The sequence below is a fragment of the Sinorhizobium sp. CB7 genome (assembly GCF_041357635.1).
In the GTDB taxonomy this organism is placed as follows: Bacteria; Pseudomonadota; Alphaproteobacteria; order Rhizobiales; family Rhizobiaceae; genus Rhizobium.
Map to the genome: position 1 here is coordinate 307,438 of NZ_JAULLL010000005.1, position 18,217 is coordinate 325,654.

At 61.0% G+C, this 18,217-nt stretch carries 11 protein-coding genes; 6 read left to right on the forward strand and 5 right to left on the reverse strand.

Annotated features, from left to right (window positions below):
* Window positions 1-144 precede the first annotated feature (144 nt).
* Window positions 145-612, forward strand: coding sequence for an Hsp20 family protein (locus AAE029_RS12220; protein WP_371073109.1), 468 nt, complete (start codon window positions 145-147; stop codon window positions 610-612).
* Between the two features lie 64 nt (window positions 613-676).
* On the opposite strand, the gene AAE029_RS12225 is transcribed toward AAE029_RS12220, so the two are convergent.
* Entirely contained in the window at window positions 677-1,684 is a 1,008-nt protein-coding gene (locus tag AAE029_RS12225; RefSeq protein ID WP_371073110.1) for a bile acid:sodium symporter family protein, read from the reverse strand.
* 96 nt (window positions 1,685-1,780) lie between these two features.
* Here AAE029_RS12225 and AAE029_RS12230 point away from each other — a divergent pair, with 96 nt between their 5' ends.
* Complete coding sequence (locus AAE029_RS12230) at window positions 1,781-2,635, forward strand: LysR family transcriptional regulator (RefSeq protein ID WP_371073111.1); 855 nt, start codon at window positions 1,781-1,783, stop codon at window positions 2,633-2,635.
* A 3-nt stretch (window positions 2,636-2,638) separates the two neighbouring features.
* On the opposite strand, the gene AAE029_RS12235 is transcribed toward AAE029_RS12230, so the two are convergent.
* The gene (locus AAE029_RS12235; protein ID WP_371073112.1) at window positions 2,639-3,691 is read right to left on the reverse strand and encodes a low specificity L-threonine aldolase; all 1,053 of its coding nucleotides are present in this window, start codon (window positions 3,689-3,691) and stop codon (window positions 2,639-2,641) included.
* Window positions 3,692-4,225: 534 nt separating this feature from the next.
* Here AAE029_RS12235 and gltB point away from each other — a divergent pair.
* From gltB to AAE029_RS12250, 3 genes are all read left to right on the forward strand, one after another.
* Window positions 4,226-8,950: a glutamate synthase large subunit gene (gene gltB / locus AAE029_RS12240; protein WP_371073113.1), complete on the forward strand. Its 4,725-nt coding sequence runs from the start codon at window positions 4,226-4,228 to the stop codon at window positions 8,948-8,950.
* A gap of 173 nt (window positions 8,951-9,123) precedes the next feature.
* Window positions 9,124-10,578, forward strand: a complete 1,455-nt coding sequence (locus tag AAE029_RS12245) for a glutamate synthase subunit beta (RefSeq protein ID WP_371073114.1) — start codon at window positions 9,124-9,126, stop codon at window positions 10,576-10,578.
* A gap of 517 nt (window positions 10,579-11,095) precedes the next feature.
* A complete protein-coding gene (locus AAE029_RS12250; RefSeq protein ID WP_371073115.1) occupies window positions 11,096-12,178 on the forward strand; it encodes a MerR family transcriptional regulator in 1,083 nt (360 codons plus the stop codon).
* An 83-nt stretch (window positions 12,179-12,261) separates the two neighbouring features.
* On the opposite strand, the gene AAE029_RS12255 is transcribed toward AAE029_RS12250, so the two are convergent.
* Both AAE029_RS12255 and AAE029_RS12260 read right to left on the reverse strand, forming a co-directional pair.
* The gene (locus AAE029_RS12255) at window positions 12,262-13,488 is read right to left on the reverse strand and encodes a DUF459 domain-containing protein (protein ID WP_371073116.1); all 1,227 of its coding nucleotides are present in this window, start codon (window positions 13,486-13,488) and stop codon (window positions 12,262-12,264) included.
* 170 nt (window positions 13,489-13,658) lie between these two features.
* Window positions 13,659-14,882 carry a lytic murein transglycosylase gene (locus tag AAE029_RS12260; RefSeq protein WP_371073117.1) on the reverse strand — a complete coding sequence of 408 codons (1,224 nt, stop codon included), beginning with the start codon at window positions 14,880-14,882 and terminating at the stop codon, window positions 13,659-13,661.
* Window positions 14,883-15,081: 199 nt separating this feature from the next.
* On the opposite strand from AAE029_RS12260, the gene galU reads away from it, so the two are divergent.
* On the forward strand, window positions 15,082-15,969 hold the full coding sequence (galU, locus tag AAE029_RS12265; protein ID WP_371073118.1) for a UTP--glucose-1-phosphate uridylyltransferase GalU: 888 nt from the start codon (window positions 15,082-15,084) through the stop codon (window positions 15,967-15,969).
* Between the two features lie 555 nt (window positions 15,970-16,524).
* On the opposite strand, the gene AAE029_RS12270 is transcribed toward galU, so the two are convergent.
* Window positions 16,525-18,087: an outer membrane beta-barrel protein gene (locus AAE029_RS12270; RefSeq protein WP_371073119.1), complete on the reverse strand. Its 1,563-nt coding sequence runs from the start codon at window positions 18,085-18,087 to the stop codon at window positions 16,525-16,527.
* Window positions 18,088-18,217 lie beyond the last annotated feature (130 nt).

Below are 18,217 nucleotides of genomic sequence, written 5' to 3' on the forward strand. Positions count from 1 at the left end.
GAAATCCGATCGGTCTTGAACTCGGCAAAGATCGTTACCATCTCAGTTGAGCGGATGCCGAAAGGGTCCGCTGAACCGTCCGGAGGCCGCCAGAATGGGGTCTCAGGGCTTTTATCGCAAACGTCGCTTCCCAAGGAGGACAACATGCGTCACGTAGACTTCTCTCCCCTCTATCGTTCCACGGTCGGTTTCGACCGCCTTTTCACCATGCTCGACAGCCTGGCTCAGCCGGACCAGGGGCAGACCTATCCGCCCTACAATATCGAGCGCATCGGTGAGAACACCTATCGCATCACCATGGCTGTTGCCGGTTTCGACGAAACCGAGCTTGCAATCGAAGCTCATGCCCATGTCCTGTCGGTCAAGGGTGAAAAGCGCGATGAGAATGCGGAAGGTAGCGAATTCCTCTATCGCGGTATCGCCAAGCGCACTTTCGAGCGCCGCTTCCAGCTCGCCGATCATGTCGAAGTCACCGCTGCTTCGCTGAAGAACGGCCTGTTGCACATTGATCTTCTGCGCAACATTCCCGAAGCCATGAAGCCGCGCAAGATCGCGATTGCCGCCGAGCCGGTCGAGGCTCCGAAGGCCATCGAGGCTCACATCAAGAACTAATCCTCCCAGGATATCGTAAAGACAGGCGGCGCTCCGTTGGGGCGCCGCCTTTTTAGTTTGGATTTTAAGCCGGGCTTGTGGCCTGTTCGATTTCCTTTTTCGTCGCCTGGCGCCGCGCGGCCGCGGCCGCATATTTCTGGGCGATGACGGCGCAGGCCATGAGCTGGATCTGATGGAAAAGCATGAGCGGCAGGACGATGGCGCCGATGCTCTGGCCGGCGAAGATGACGTTCGCCATCGGCACGCCGCTCGCAAGGCTCTTTTTCGAGCCGCAGAAGGTGATGGTGATCTCGTCGGCCTTATTGAAGCCCAACCAGCGACTGCCGAACATGGTGATGCACAGCACGGCTGCGAGAAGAACCATGTCAGCCACGATGACGACGGCGATATCGGCGATGGAGAAGGTATGCCAGAGGCCTTCGACGACGGCCGTGCTGAAGGCGAGATAGACGACCATCAGGATCGAGCCGCGGTCAACCGGCGCAAGGATCTTCTTCCTGGAGCGGATCCAGTCGCCGATCCAGGGCTGCAGGATCTGGCCGACGATGAACGGCGCCAGAAGCTGCAGCAGGATCTGTTCGAGTGCGTCCCAAGAAAAGCCGCCATGGCCGCCGACAGAGAAGAGCACACCAACGAGGAGCGGCGTCAGGAACATGCCGAAAATGTTTGATGCCGAGGCCGAGCAGATCGCGGCCGGGACATTGCCGCCTGCAATCGAGGTGAAGGCGATCGAAGACTGCACCGTGGAAGGCAGCACGCAAAGGAACAGAATGCCGAGATAGAGCGGCTGCGGCAGGATCGCGGGTGACAGAAAGCCGAGCGCCAGGCCGAGCACCGGGAAGAGGGCGAAGGTGGTGAGCAGGATGACGACATGGAGCCGCCAGTGCAGAAACCCGGCCACGACCACATCGCGCGAGAGGCGCGCGCCATGGAGAAAAAAGAGCAGGCCGATTGCGATATCCGTGGCTACGCCAAAGTAATCGGCGGCGACGCCCTGAACCGGCAGGATCGAAGCCAGAATGACCGTGCAGACGAGCAGGATCGTGAACGTGTCTGGTAGAAAGCGGCGCATGTGATTTTGTCCGGATGCTAAAAAATTCTCTTGTGGTTTGCCCTATCGCGATACAGGATGCAAGAAATAACAGTTATCACGTAAAAGGATAAGGCGGTGCTGGACCTCACGCAGTTGCGCAGTTTCGTAGCGGTGGAGCAGACGGGCAGCTTCACGCTTGCCGCCGAAAGGCTTGGTCTCGGGCAGTCGACCGTCAGCCAGCATATCCAGCGGCTGGAGGCGTCGCTCGGACGGCGGCTGCTTGCCCGCGACACGCACAAGGTCGTGCTGACGAGTGACGGCGAGGCGCTGCTCAGCCATGCGCGGGCCATGCTTTCCATCGAGGGACAGGTCCGCTCTCTCTTCACAGGCACAAGCCTGCGTGGGAACCTGCGCCTTGGCGTTTCGGAGGATTTCGTCACCAGCCAGCTACCGGCTGTGCTGGAGGAGTTCGTGCGGTCGCATCCCTCCGTCGATCTCGAGCTCACCGTTGCGCTTAGCGGCGAGCTCTACGAGATGCAGGATCGCGGCGAGATCGATCTGGTGCTTGCCAAGCGGCGGCTGGGCGATGCGCGTGGCCGCCTGGTCTATCGCGAACCGCTGATCTGGCTGGCGCGGGATCCGGATCATGTCCTGTCTCTGGCGCCGCTGCCGCTGATTGCCTTTCCGCCGCCGAGCGTCACGCGCAGCATCGCGCTCGAAGCGCTGGGGCGACATCAGGTGGCGTGGCGGATCGTCTGTACCTGCGGCAGCCTCAGCGGTCTCACAGCAGCGGCACGGGCCGGCATGGGCGTGCTCGTCCAGCCGCGCAGCATGGCGCCGGCCGGCCTCAAGGAAATCGCGCCGGGGAGGCTCCCGGCTCTCGAAGATGTCGAGTTCGTGCTGGTTCCCCGCAAGGGCGCCGACCAGGCTCTGGTCAGCGCGCTTTCAGAGGATATCCTTCGTAAGGTGAGAAGCTTGCGGTCCGCCTGAAGTTCAGGCCTGTGTCAGGCACTCCAGGAAGCCTGCGACGTCGGCCTCGGTCGTTGCAAAGCTGGTGACGAGGCGGATGAGCGTCTCGCTTTCGGTGACGAGATCCCTGGCGGCGACGGGGATGGGCCATTCGTAGAATTTCGCGCCTTTTTCCTCGGCCGTCTTCGCAGCGGCTTTGGAAATGACAGCGAAGACTTCGTTGGAGGCGGTCGGCCAGGCGAGTTTTGCGGCGGGTGCGGCTTCGATGCCTGCGCGCAATCGGTCGGCCATCGCGTTGGAATGGCGGGCAAGGTCCAGCCAGAGGCCGTTTTCGAAATAGCCGTCGAACTGTGCGGCAATGAAGCGCGACTTCGAGAACAGATGGGCGACGCGCTTGCGCAGGAAGGGCATGTCCTTCGCCTGCTCCGGATTGAAGAAGACGATCGCTTCCGCACACCAGCAACCATTCTTGGTGCCGCCGAAGGACAGGATGTCGACGCCGCGTTTCCAGGTCATCTCGGCGGGCGTCGCATCAAGCGCGACAAGCGCATTGGCAAAGCGTGCGCCGTCCATGTGCAGCGGCAGACCATTCTTCTTTGCTGTCGCCGAAATGGCATCGATCTCGGCGAGCGAATAGACGGTGCCGATTTCGGTCGCCTGGGTGATCGTGACCGCGGCGGCGCGTCCATGATGCACGGCATCCTGCGGAAAGCGGGCGATCTTCTCGGCGAGACCTGCGGCACTCATCTTGCCGGCCGGGCCATCGACGGGCGCCAGGCGCATGCCGCTGAAGAAATCCGGCGCTCCGCATTCGTCCTCGATCACATGGGCTTCCGAATGGCAGAAGGCGATGCCGCCCGGCCGCTGGACACTCGCGAGCGAGAGCGAATTGGCCGCCGTTCCGGTCGCGACGAAGAAGACGGCGACGTCGCGCTCGAAGATCTCGGCAAAACGCGCCTCGATCTTCCGGTCGAGGTCGCTGGTGCCATAGGCGGCAGCAAAGCCCGTCGCCTCCGTCACGAGACGCTCGGCAATGGATTTGTGGGCACCGGCCCAGTTATCGGAAGCAAAGAACATGGAAAATACCTGAAAGGATGGAGGGGTTTCAAAGGCCGGCGGGAGATTAAGGCAATGCCCGGGCGGATCAAGGGCAGCAGTGCCCGGGAAACATCACAAAAATTGAATAACGCAATCAATAAACAAAATGCTGCGCTGCGGTGAAACTTTCTTTCGCTGTTTTTGAAAATGCCGCAATCTTCCGTCGTGGAGCCGCGATATTTTGCGTTAACGCTCTTGCGAAGCCGCTCGCTTTCTGTCATAGAACTGTTGAATTAGGACAGGGTTGCTGTCCTATTTTGGTGTCAAGCACCGAAGAGGCGCCAAAAGCCCTGACGACAGCAGGGTTTGACGCTATAGTTTCTCCGAGCACGCCCGAGAGGGCAAGGTGCGGAGCAAGTGGCAGGCGCGGAACGCGACGATTTGCTTTCGACGGGCAAAGGTCGGCGACCGGATCTTCACAATGCAACAGCGCAGTCGCGCGCCGGGCCCGGCATTGGGGCGGCGCGGGACGAAGAAGCGCCCGCCAGGCGGGTTTTGACAGGAGGGAAGACGATGACGAAGAATACGCCATCCTTGGGCTTTGACCGGTTTGCCGCAGCAGACGTGCGCGCAACGGCCAATACGCTCAAATCCGCCTCCGGTCTGCCGCGAAAACAGGGCCTCTACGATCCTCGCAACGAGCACGACGCCTGCGGTGTCGGCTTTGTCGCGCATATGAAGGGCCAGAAGTCGCACCAGATCGTGCGCGATGGCCTGTTTATCCTCGAGAACCTGACGCATCGCGGCGCCGTCGGCGCCGATCCGCTGATGGGTGACGGCGCGGGCATTCTCGTGCAGATCCCGGACCGTTTCTTCCGCGAGGAGATGGCGGCGCAGGGCGTCACCCTGCCGAAGACTGGCGAATACGGCGTCGGCCACATCTTCATGCCGCGCGACGAAAAGCAGATCGAGCACTTCAAGAAGGTGATCAAGGACGTCATCGCCGAAGAAGGTCAGGTCTTTCTCGGCTTCCGTGACGTGCCGGTCGACAATTCCTCGCTTTCCAAGGCGCCTGACATCGCTGCCACCGAACCGCATCACGTGCAGGTCTTCATCGGTGCCGGCCGCGAAGCCGCAACGAACGACGAGTTCGAGCGCCGCCTGTTCACGCTGCGCAAGGTGATCTCCAACCGGATCTATGACGAATTCGACGGCGAGGAGAGCAACTTCTATCCGGTGTCGCTTTCGAGCGCGACGGTGGTCTACAAGGGCATGTTCCTGGCCTATCAGGTCGGTGCCTACTACAAGGACCTGTCCGATCCGCGCTTCGAAACCGCCGTGGCGCTCGTCCACCAGCGCTTCTCGACCAACACCTTCCCATCCTGGAAGCTTGCGCATCCCTATCGCATGGTCGCCCATAACGGTGAAATCAACACGCTGCGCGGAAACGTCAACTGGATGGCTGCGCGCCAGGCTTCGGTCTCCTCGCCGCTCTTCGGCGAAGACATCTCCAAGCTCTGGCCGATCTCCTACGAAGGCCAGTCGGATACGGCCTGCTTCGACAACGCGCTCGAATTCCTCGTGCGCGGCGGTTATTCCATGGCCCATGCCGTGATGATGCTGATCCCCGAAGCCTGGGCCGGCAACCAGTCGATGGCCGCCGAGCGCAAGGCCTTCTACGAATATCATGCCGCCCTGATGGAGCCGTGGGACGGACCGGCGGCGGTCGCCTTCACCGACGGCAAGCAGATCGGCGCCACGCTCGACCGCAACGGCCTGCGCCCGGCGCGTTATCTCGTCACCAGCGACGACCGCGTCATCATGGCGTCCGAAGCCGGCGTTCTGCCGGTCGAGGAGGAGAAGATCGTCCAAAAGTGGCGGCTGCAGCCGGGCAAGATGCTGCTGATCGACATGGAAAAGGGGCGCATCATCTCCGACGACGAGGTGAAGTCCGAGCTTGCGACGAAGCATCCCTATCGCAAGTGGCTCGATCGCACCCAGCTCATCCTCGAAGAGCTGAAGCCGGTGGAGCCGCGGGCGCTGCGCCGCGACGTGTCGCTGCTCGATCGCCAGCAGGCCTTCGGCTATACGCTCGAGGATACCAAGATCCTCATGTCGCCAATGGCGACGACCGGCCAGGAGGCGATCGGCTCCATGGGCACCGACACGCCGATCTCGGCCATGTCGGACAAGCCGAAGCTGCTCTACACCTATTTCAAGCAGAACTTCGCGCAGGTGACGAACCCGCCGATCGATCCGATCCGCGAAGAGCTGGTGATGAGCCTCGTCTCCTTCATCGGGCCGCGGCCGAACATCCTCGATCATGAGGGCATGGCGAACGCCAAGCGACTGGAAGTACGCCAGCCGATCCTGACCAATGGCGATCTCGAAAAGATCCGCTCGATCGGCCATACGGAAGATCGCTTCGATACCAAGACGCTCGACTTTACCTATGACGTGGAGCGGGGTGCGGAGGGCATGCCCGAAATGCTCGACAGGCTCTGCGAGCGCGCCGAGGCTGCCGTCAAGGGCGGCTACAACATCATCGTGCTCTCCGACCGGCAGATCGGGCCGGATCGCATCGCGATCCCGGCGCTGCTCGCGACGGCGGCCGTGCACCATCACCTGATCCGCAAGGGGTTGCGCACCTCCGTCGGTCTCGTCGTCGAAACCGGCGAGCCGCGCGAAGTGCATCATTTCTGCCTGCTGGCGGGTTACGGCGCCGAGGCGATCAACCCCTATCTTGCCTTCGACACGCTGCTCGACATGCATGCGCGCGGCGAATTCCCGAAGGAAGTGGACGCCACCGAAGTCGTCTACCGCTATATCAAGGCGGTCGGCAAAGGCATCCTCAAGGTCATGTCGAAAATGGGTATTTCGACCTACCAGTCCTATTGCGGCGCGCAGATCTTCGATGCGGTCGGCCTGCAGTCGGAGCTGGTGGAGAAATACTTCTTCGGCACGGCAACCTCCATCGAGGGCATTGATCTCGAGGCGATCGCGCAGGAAACGGTTGCCCGCCACAAGGCCGCCTTCGGCCGCGATCCGCTGCTTGCCAGCACGCTCGATATTGGCGGCGAATACGCCTATCGCATGCGCGGCGAAAGCCATGCATGGACGCCGGATGCGGTTGCAGCCCTCCAGCATGCCGTTCGCGGCAATGCCGAGGATCGCTACCGTGAATTTTCCGAGATGGTGAATGCCTCGGCTCTCCGGATGAACACGATCCGCGGCCTCTTCAGGATCAAGAGCGCCGAAGCACTCGGCCGCAAGCCGGTCCCGGTCGACGATGTCGAGCCCGCAGCCGATATCGTTCGGCGTTTCTCGACCGGCGCCATGTCCTTCGGCTCGATCAGCCGCGAGGCGCACACGACGCTGGCGATTGCCATGAACCGGATCGGGGGCAAGTCCAACACCGGCGAAGGCGGCGAGGAATCCGACCGTTACATGCCGCTGTCGGACGGCTCGATGAACCCGGAACGCTCGGCGATCAAGCAGATCGCTTCTGGCCGCTTCGGGGTGACGACCGAATATCTTGTTAATGCAGACGTGCTGCAGATCAAGGTGGCGCAGGGCGCCAAGCCCGGCGAGGGCGGCCAGCTGCCCGGTCACAAGGTCGATGCGACCGTCGCCAAGACCCGGCATTCGACGCCGGGCGTCGGCCTAATCTCGCCGCCGCCGCATCATGACATCTATTCGATCGAGGACCTGGCGCAGCTCATCTACGATCTGAAGAACGTCAACCCGACCTCGGACGTTTCGGTCAAGCTCGTCTCGGAAGTCGGCGTCGGCACGGTCGCCGCCGGCGTCGCCAAGGCGCGCGCGGACCACATCACCGTGGCCGGCTTCGATGGCGGTACGGGTGCGTCGCCGCTCACCTCGCTGAAGCACGCCGGTTCGCCCTGGGAGATCGGCCTTGCCGAAACCCAGCAGACGCTGGTGCTGAACGGCCTGCGTTCGCGCGTCGCGCTGCAGGTGGACGGTGGTCTCAAGACGGGCCGAGACGTCATCGTCGGGGCGCTGCTCGGCGCCGACGAGTTCGGCTTCGCGACCGCGCCGCTGATTGCGGCCGGCTGCGTCATGATGCGCAAATGCCACCTCAACACCTGTCCGGTGGGGGTCGCGACGCAGGATCCCGTCCTGCGCAAGCGCTTCAAGGGCACGCCGGAACATGTCATCAACTACTTCTTCTTCGTCGCCAACGAAGTGCGCGAAATCCTCGCCTCGCTCGGCTTTACCAGGCTCGATGACATCATCGGCGCCTCGGAGCTCCTGGAAAAGGACGAGATGCTCGCGCACTGGAAGGCCAAGGGCCTCGATTTCGCGCGCATCTTCCACAAGATAGAGGCGCCGAAAGAAGAGACCTATTGGACGACCCGCCAGAAGCATCCGATCGACGATATTCTCGACCGCAAATTGATCGAGAAGGCTGAGGCCGCTTTGACCTCCAAGACGCCGGTCGCCTTCGAGATCGGCATCAGGAACGTCGACCGTTCGGCAGGCGCGATGCTTTCGGGCGAGGTCGCCAAGCGCTTCAATCATCGCGGACTCAAGGAAGATACGATCAATGTCACGCTGAAGGGCACGGCGGGGCAGAGCTTCGGTGCATTCCTGGCGCGCGGCGTGACGTTCAACCTGATCGGCGACGGCAACGACTATGTCGGCAAGGGCCTTTCAGGCGGCAAGATCATCATCCGTCCGCCGGAAAATTCCAGGATCGTCGCGGAGGAATCGATCATCGTCGGCAATACCGTGCTTTACGGTGCGACCGAGGGTGAATGCTATTTCCGTGGCGTGGCCGGCGAGCGCTTCGCCGTGCGCAACTCGGGGGCGATCGCCGTCGTCGAGGGTGTCGGTGATCATGGCTGCGAATACATGACCGGCGGCGTTGTCGTGGTGCTCGGCGGAACGGGCCGCAATTTCGCGGCTGGCATGTCGGGCGGTGTCGCCTATGTTCTCGATGAGCAGGGCGATTTTGCGAAGCGCTGCAACATGGCAATGGTCGAGCTCGAGCCGGTTCCGGAAGAGGACGACATGCTGGAGAAGCTGCATCATCATGGCGGCGACCTCATGCACAAGGGACGTGTCGACGTCTCGGGCGACATGACGCGCCATGACGAGGAGCGCCTCTACCAGCTGATCTCCAATCATCTGCATTATACGGGCTCCAGCCGCGCCAAGCAGATACTCGATCATTGGGCGGATTATCGCCCGAAATTCCGCAAGGTCATGCCGGTCGAGTACCGTCGTGCGCTCGAGGAAATGGAGCGGAGCCGTATGGGGATTGCGGCGGAGTGATCCGCCGCCGACCTTCTTCCATCGCAGGTTTCGCTCCTGATCGCGGTCGCCGCCATGCGGCCGCATCTGTCGAAAAGCGGAATCGGAATTAAATTACAGTGCCGCACGAGGCAACGGGGCTTGCCGGCCGGCACGAGAGCCAAGGCTCTCCTACTTAGAGTGAGGAAATCAAAGTGGGTAAGGTTACAGGATTTCTGGAAATCGACCGCCAGGTTGCGAAGTATCAACCGGCTTCGGATCGTATCCGTCATTTCCGTGAATTCACGATCCCGATGTCGGACCAGGAAGTGCAGAAACAGGCCGCGCGCTGCATGGACTGTGGCATTCCCTATTGCCACGGCCCGACCGGCTGCCCGGTGCACAACCAGATTCCGGACTGGAACGACCTCGTCTACAGCAACAACTGGGAAGCGGCGATCCATAACCTGCATTCGACCAACAACTTCCCGGAATTCACCGGCCGTGTCTGCCCCGCACCCTGCGAGGAGGCCTGCACGCTGAACCTCGAGGATGCACCTGTTGCCATCAAGACCGTCGAGCAGGCGATTGCCGACAAGGCCTACGAGCTGGGCTTCATCCGGCCGCAGCCGGCGACGATCAAGACCGGCAAGAAGGTTGCGGTCATCGGGTCCGGTCCCGCCGGGATGGCGGCAGCCCAGCAGCTCGGCCGCGCCGGATACGAGGTCGATGTCTATGAGCGCGAGTCCAAGCCGGGCGGCCTGCTGCGCTACGGCATTCCGGATTTCAAGATGGAGAAGAACTTCATCGACCGCCGCATCGAGCAGATGCGGGGCGAGGGCGTAACCTTCCATTGCGGCGTCAATGTCGGCGTCGACATCGAAGTCGAGAAGCTTCTTGCCGATTATGATGCCGTTCTTTATTGCGGCGGCTCGGAAACACCGCGCGAGGCCGGCATTCCGGGCACGGAGCTTTCCGGCGTCCATGACGCCATGCCCTATCTCGTGCAGCAGAACCGTCGCGTTGGCCGCGAGAATGTCGACAGCGTCGGCTGGCCTTCGGATCCGATCCTTGCCGGCGGCAAGCATGTCGTCGTCGTCGGCGGCGGCGACACGGCATCCGACTGCGTCGGCACGGCCTTCCGTCAGGGGGCCGTAAAGGTCACCCAGCTCGACATCCGTCCACAGCCGCCGGAAAAGGAAGACAAGCTCGCCGTCTGGCCCTTCTGGGCCACGAAGATGCGCACGTCCTCGTCTCAGGCAGAAGGAGCCGTGCGCGAATTCCAAGTTGCAACGCTCGAATTCATCGGCGAGGACGGCCAGCTTACCGGCGTCAAATGCTGCGAGGTCGACGAGCGCCGCAAGCCGATCGCCGGCACGGATTTCATCATCAAGGCCGATCTCGCCTTCATCGCCATCGGCTTCCGCGGCCCCTTCGGCGATAGCGTGCTGAAGGAATTGGAGGGCAAGCTCGCGCTTAACACCGACAGGCGCGGCTCGACCAATGTCGTCGCCAATGACAGCGACTACAAGACCTCCGTCGACAAGCTCTGGACGGCGGGCGACGTACGTCGCGGCCAGTCGCTGGTGGTCTGGGCGATCCGTGAAGGCCGCCAGGCAGCCCGCGCGATCGACGAAGCCCTGATGGGCTCGACGGTTCTGCCGCGATAAGGGAAGGCGATATTCGATATTATTGCTGGCAGAGGGCTTCGCGCTGGCGAGCCTTTTGTCAGCCTTCTGCGACAGCAGAGCGCACATTCTGCAGAGTTCAAGAATTGTGTTGCAAATGCCATTAATGACGATCTGACCTTCACAGCTACCTTGCGCACCAAGAGCGGAGAGTGCGCCTGTCGCGAAAGTACTTATTCCGCAACGACGCGAAAATCAGTCGCAAAGCGAAAAGCGGGCTGACGGAATCGACACGCCTTTACTGACTTTATGCCCATGAGAACACTCAGGTGTCGGTATGATCGCGAACCCCCTGCCACGAGTAGCAGAAACTGAGCATCTAACCGAAGTGTTGCGTCAAAGCGGCGCGCTCGCTCTCGGACGCGTTTGCGAAGTTGAGGTATTAAGCTCGATCACAAAATTACGCTCGAACACTCTTCGGCTGGGCCTGGCATACCAAGGGCCGGCAGAAAAGGCTCCGTCATACCTTAGAAGAGGTTGTGACACCGTAGGAGGCTTCATGCGGAATGATATTAAGGAAGAGACGTGGTTGACCGCCTCGCAATGTGCCGAGCGCATTGGTCTCACTGTCCGAGCGCTCCGACTCTATGAGCAAACCGGCCTCATCCGCCCTCGCAGGACGGGAAAGAATTGGCGGCTCTATGGAGCCAATGAAGTCGCGCGGCTGAACGAGATTCTGGCATTGAAGCGGTTGGGCCTCAGCCTGCAGCACATCGCCCGACTGTTGGCCGGGCAAGCCGCCGATCTCGACCGCATGCTCGCCATGCAGAACCTCGCTCTACAGGAACAACTCGGACGTACTCAGCGCAGCCTCGCCATCGTTGAAGCCTTGAGGGCGAAGATTGCCGCAGGAGAACTCCTCTCGATCGACGAACTCCTGAAACTCGCAAAGGACACGAACATGACCGATGCCTCATCCGATACCATCGCATGGCGCCGCTACGAGCAGGCAAGACCCCGGACAGAGCAGAAGATCAATCCTGCCCTGTATGCCGATTATGCCGGTTACTACCTTCTGGATACGCTCGCCTATGTCATCACCCTGAGGGATGGTCGGCTCTTTTCGCGCCTGACGGGCCAGGCGGAGCTTGAAATTTTTCCCGAAGACGTCGACCGCTTCTTCTACAAGGCCGTTCAGGCGCAGCTCACGTTTAGCCGTGATGGGAACGGCGCCGTGTCCGGCCTCGTGCTGCACCAGAACGGCCATGAACAGGCCGCGCCGCGCGTCGAAGAGAGTGCGATGGTGGCGCTGGAGGAGGCGCTTGCCGAACGGGTTAAGGACAAGCGGCCGATGAAAAACAGCAGGGCCCTGTTGCAGCAGATTATCGACCAGCACCAGCGCGGTGAACCCGACTATGACCAAATGACGCCCCCGCTCGCCGCGGCCGCGCGCGAGCAAGCCGCAATGATTCAGGCCGATCTAGAGCGCATGGGAACGCTCCAGGAAATATCCTTCAAGGGGGTCACGGCGGGAGGTTGGGATGTCTATGATGTGCGCTTCGACAAGGGCCATCTGGAATGGAGCTTCACGCTTGCGGCTGATGGACGATTCAGCGGTATCTATATTCGCCCGTCTCTTTGATTGCTGTATCGCCTAATTATCCAAGGCGCTGCCGCATTCGGGCCAAGGAGCTATTATAGCGGCATTTGCTAAATGCGGCGTCCTCAGGGCGCGGCTGACGTGCGTTGCAGGCGGTAGTCATCGACGCGTCCCGCAGGCGCTGGGGCCATCTTGCCGCTTTCGACCAAGAGATCCCGCGGCGATTTGCCGGCGGTCGTCGGCATGGGCTTTGCGCCAAGAAGTTCGGTTCCGCCGTCGAGATTGGGATCGGAAATATTGATCGGTTGCGTTCGCACGATAGCGTCCATCTCCGATGGCGGCAGATGGAGGAGGTCAGGGAGATTGCCTGGATCGAGGCGGGCGATATCCGGACTTGCCTGATCGCCGAGTAGGCGCCGTGCCGACTTTTCGACATAGAAGGCGAGCTTGCGCCGACCGGCGTCTGTCATGTTGATGCCGTCGGCGGTGCGCAGCCGCACTTGCTGCCCATTGATATCTGATCCGGTGGTGACAAACTTGCCATTCTCGTCGACGAAGCCATCCCAGACATCGATGAACTCGCCGCCGGCCTTTTCGACCTGTTTGCGGTAGATCTGGTTCATCTGCACGGCATCCGCCGTCATCTCGGGCGGCTCGAAGGCGGGCAGGCCGACCCAGAGTAGAGGCACGTTGCGGTCAGTTACGATTTTATCGAAATTCAGCACCCGTGACTGATATTCCGCGAACCATTCATCGGTGCGGAACTTCACCTTGACGCCATTGGCGACGACCTGTTGCCGATCGTTAGCGCCGATTGCGACGACGACGATTGACGGCTTCACCTCGTCCATGAATTTGGGAAGCTGCGCCTGCCAATTGTAATAGTCGTCGCGTACCAAACCGGAAGCCACGTTGCTGCGCGTCTCGATGGATACGCCAGGCGATTTTTCGAATGCCGCAGCGAGACCGTCGCCAAGACCGCCCGCGAGGAAATCGCCGACGACCAGGATCTTTCTGGCATTCTGCAGTTTCTGCACGGCCGGCTGTTCCGGGCGGGGCGCCACCACGGCTGCCCGCTGCGGCGGTTTGGGCGCGGCGGCTCGCTGTTTGCTGCGCGGCGGCGGCCGTACGGCCCTGCGGCGCGCAGGCGGCGGCTCAGGTTCGACAGGGATATATTCACGTTGCGGCGCGCGCCAGCCGAACAGGAATCCCAGCAGCCCACGCCGTTGGTAATACCTTTCCTGGGCTTCCGCAGGTGGCGCGACGACCGGCACCGCAACGGACAGAACAATAAGGCTCGTGAGCAGCAGTCGCAGCCGCGAGACTCTTTTTCCTGTTTGCCCGAATGCCATTTTCCGATTCCCGTTCCACTGCAACTTCTCACAACAGGGAAGGTTTCGTCCACTCAATTACATGCGTCTTTAAGGCGAGCAAAAATCGCTCTGACACCAGAATTGCTGCATGGTCCGTAGTCGGTCCCGAAAGAACCATGCAGCAGAAGGCATCCCACGCGGTTCCGTTCCTATTTGCGGAGCGCGTTCAGCAGGTTCTTTGAAGGTTCTCCGTCGGGATCCATGCCGATGCGAGCCTGCACGGCGGCAATCGCCGCCTTCGATCCGGAGCCGAAATTGCCGTCGACGACCCCGTCATAGTAGCCGAGCGTCTTGAGACGCGTCTGCAGTTCGAATTTCTCCTTAATGTCGAGCGTTCCGACGGGGCGCGGCCAGCCCTGTTTCAGGCCACCATAGCCGGCAATCTCGTCGGCGAGCAGGCCGACTGCCAGCGCGTAGCTGGTGGAGGCGTTGTAGCGCTTGATGGTGAAGAAGTTTTTCGTCATCAGGAAGCCAGGGCCGTTCGGGCCGGCAGGCAGGATCAGTTGCGCGCGATCGGCACCATTGCGGAAACTGGTGCCGTTCGGCCGCCGAAAACCAAGGGCGGACCATTGCGCCAGCGTGCGGGTCTTGCCTTCCTGAGCAGCTGCACCGGCGGGAACAGCGACTTCGTAACCCCAGGTCTTCCCAGCCTGCCAGCCGTTCTTCGCCAGAAGGTTGGCGGAGGTTGCCAATGCATCGGGGACGGAATTCCAGATATCGCGGTGGCCATTGCCGTCGGCATCGACGGCATAGAGGAGATAGCTCGTCGGAATGAACTGTGTGTGTCCCATGGCGCCCGCCCAGGATCCGGTCATTCCGGCAGGAGAAATATCGCCGTTCTGAAGAATTTTCAGTGCAGCAATGAGCTGCTTGCGGGCAAAATTGCTGCGCTTCTGGTCGGCATAGGCGAGGGTCGCAAGCGCCCGAGGCACATAGTGCAGCCGGTCGTCCTTTGCGAGGACTGCGCCATAATTGGATTCCATCGACCAGATGGCCAGAAGAATGTTCTTGTCCACGCCGAATCGGCGTTCCAGCGCCCTCAGTGTCGTCGCATGCTTGGCCGCCATCTGGCGACCGATGTCAGCTGTATAAGGATTGACGCGCGAATCGACATAGTCCCAGATCTTCGCGGTAAACTCGGGCTGGTAGGCGGCCTTTTCCAGGACGGTCGGATCCGGTTCGGTTACGCCGGCGAAAGCTCTATTATAGGTTGCTTTGCTGATGCCGCTTTGGGCGGCTGTCTGATAGAAACCGGCGATCCATTTCTGGAACCCGGCATCGGCATTCGCGTTAAAGGGAATGAATCCTGCGGTGGCACCCACCATGAGCGCCAGCGCAAGACTGCGAAGAGATTTTTTGCGGTTCTGGGTCATTCGAAGCCTGGTCCATCGTTCGTGGATTTCGATTCGGTGGCCCATTCTGGGCCAGCAACGCCTGACGCTACAGGAACGAAGTCAACAAATTCTTTACCATGGGTTCCGCGACTGTCACCCTTTCCAAAAGACTAGCAAATCTATACTAGTGACGCAAAATGGATTTGCTTGAATTGATTGCTTTTCCCAGGAGGTATGAGTGAGTCAGCAGAAGAAAGTTCGCAAGGCAGTATTTCCCGTTGCTGGACTTGGTACCCGTTTCTTGCCGGCGACCAAGGCGGTACCAAAAGAAATGCTGACGGTCGTCGACAAGCCTGTCATCCAGTACGTGGTCGACGAGGCGATGGAAGCCGGCATTGAGCATTTCGTCTTCGTGACCGGGCGAGCCAAGCACGTGATCGAGGATTATTTCGACATCCAGTACGAGTTGGAACAGACGCTTCGCCTGCGAAACAAGAATGCCGAGCTCACTCTTCTCTCCGGCCTCCTGCCCAAGGCGGGGACCGCGAGCTTCACGCGCCAGCAGGAGCCGCTCGGCCTTGGCCACGCCGTCTGGTGCGCGCGCGAAATCGTCGGCGACGAGCCGTTCGCCCTGCTTCTGCCTGACATGATCATGCGCGGCGAAAAAGGGTGCATGAAGGGCATGATCGAACTCTACGAACATAGCGGCGGCAATATCGTCTCCGTCGAGGAATGCGATCCAGAACAGACGCATAAATACGGCATTGTTGGGGTTGGCGAGGGTATCGGTGACGGCTTTCGCATCACAGGAATGGTCGAGAAGCCCGCCAGAGGCACTGCGCCGTCGAACTTCTTCATCAACGGCCGCTATATTCTCCAGCCGGAAATCTTCTCGATCCTGGAAAACCAGGAGCGCGGCGCCGGCAATGAGATCCAGTTGACCGACGGGATGCTGAAGCTCCTACAGAAGCAGCCTTTCGCAGGTTATCACTTCCGCGGTCAGACCTATGACTGCGGCTCCAAGGACGGCTTCATCCTAGCGAACGTCGCTTTTGCGCTTGCCCGCGATGATATCCGGCCGACCATCGAGGATGGGTTCAAGGCGCTTCTTGCTGCCCTGAAGTAAATCGCCCGGCTCTCTCTGTCCTCTTCCCTGTGCCCGTCACAGGGATCCAGCCGCGCCGTGTCCACGGCGCGAATGACTCGCTTCTTCGAGGCAAGGATGTAGACGTAACTCTTCATGTTGAAGAGTGGCGGAAGATGAGTCTTCGTACAATTGGCACCCGCAGGAGTCTTTTCGCCGTGCCGACGCACGGCGGCTGGATCCCTGTGACGAGCACAGGGAAGAGGGAGGTCGGGGAGGCTTTCCCGTCAAACAACTGCCTCTGAAATACGGGTGGCTCGATAAAGGTTCTGCCGTTTCCAAGAGACCAAGCTGTAATCGGAGCACGGGCGGCTCTCACCCAGCATAAACTGACTTGATGAGGGAGTGTGGGGAAGCGTCCGCGCCAGACAACCACCATTGAGATCATGGATTGGCGGGATTTGCCCTGTGTGCCAGCCTCGCGTCACCCTTCATGGAAGTTCTATCCCGCCCATCAACACAGGCAGCCTCCCGAAAGACTATTATTTTGATGCATGTCGTTGCCGCAAACCGCTGCACACTTTTGCGCGACATGCTTTAGCGCTTCAATTGCAATCCGAGGCCGGCACGCCATTGGCGCGTGTCGCCGCCCTGGTCTCTTTTCGTCAGCTCATAGCCGACATTGCTGATCATATCGAGATAGCGGTTGACGCGCCAGGTGAGCCCGGCGCCGGCGGCGTAGACGGTCTCGTCGCTGCTGCTGCCATCGGAGGGATAATCGCGCAGAATGGTGCTGCCGGTCAGGCTGGCGACGAGATTATCGCGCAGCTCGTGGGTAACCGTGCTGGTGAGCTGATAGGCGACGTAGCCGCTGACGTCGGGCGTGGTCGAGGGCTCGACGCTGGTGGAAAGACCGATGTTCACGTCGGTTCCCCTATGCGGTGACCAAAAGAGGCTGCCGTCGATGGTCGCCGTGCCGATCGATGAGAGACGGTCGTCTTGGAAATTCACCTGCTCATAGCCGACGCCGAGTTCGCCGCGCAGCTTTTCGCCGAGATCGACTTCCATGCCGGCTTTGGCGCCGTAGCTGTAGGAAGAACGGGCGAAGCCGGCTGCGTCCCGTTCCTCGTCATAGAAGTCGCGGCCCACCGAGGCTTCCACGAAAGGAATGAGCGCCGGCGATAGTTCGTAGCCGATACGCCCGCGCAAGGTTCCAGCGGTCTGGTTGCGATCGCTGAGCGAAACCGTGGTGCCGTCGGCAAGTTCGGCATCCGAATAGACGGTGCGGCTCAAGTCGATACCGGCCGAACCGCGCAGCAGGCCCAGATCGCGGCCAACGGAAAGACCGCCGGAAAAACGCTGCACATCCGATTGCCTGTCGGCGCCGGAGATCGCGTTCGGATCATCCGTATCCTCGCGGTAGAACTTATAGCCGCCGGTGATATGGGCGGTCGTGTCGCGGGGGAGATCGAGCCTGAGGTCGCCATCGAGACTGAAAGTCGGCTGTTCGGATCCCGTGCCGCTGACATTGCGTTGCCAGACGCCGTCTGCCGTCACCGTCAGCTGGTGCAGCGACCAGTCGGAGGTCAGCGTGGTGTGCGTTCCCGTTTCGAGAAAGGTCCTGTTGTCGTTCGTCCCGCCGCCCTTTTCCTTCTCGACGTTGACCGTCTGGCTTACGGTCGGGCGCAGGATGAATGAGCCCAGCCTGATGCCGTCGGTCCGCGGCTCGCCTCTTTCCGGCCGCCGCGGTGTCTGTTCGTCCACCGGGGCTTCGCGCAGATTGAGCCGGCGCATATCCTCGTCGAGAACCGAGCCGGTCGCCTGAGGATCCACCTCGGCGCCGTCCAGACGCAGGCCGGCATTTGCCCTGGGATCCGGGGTGTTGGTTGCGCTGTCATTCCCGGCATCGGCGGGAGCAGCGGTCGTGGTCGTGCCGGTTGTCGTCCCGACAGACGGCGTGAAGGCGTCGAGGGCGTCGTCCGTATCCGCAGGCTGGGTCGCCATTTGTCCGGACGCGGGCAGGGGCTGCCGAATTGCGGCCGACTGGCCATAGGCCACGGTGGAGCAGACGAAGACACCGGCCGTCATCAGGGCCGGCACGGCACGCATCGCCCCGTTGCGGAGCGATGTCGCGCTTCTCTTTTCCACCTTATCGTGCATTGAAATCCGTGCCTGGCATGCCCTGAAGTTCTTACCTAACGGTAAAGCGATGTGGTTAACGCTTCGTTGAAAAAAGCGCGAAAGATGCTGGATGCGCAGGACTTCTGGCCCTCCCAAGATTCGCCGATGG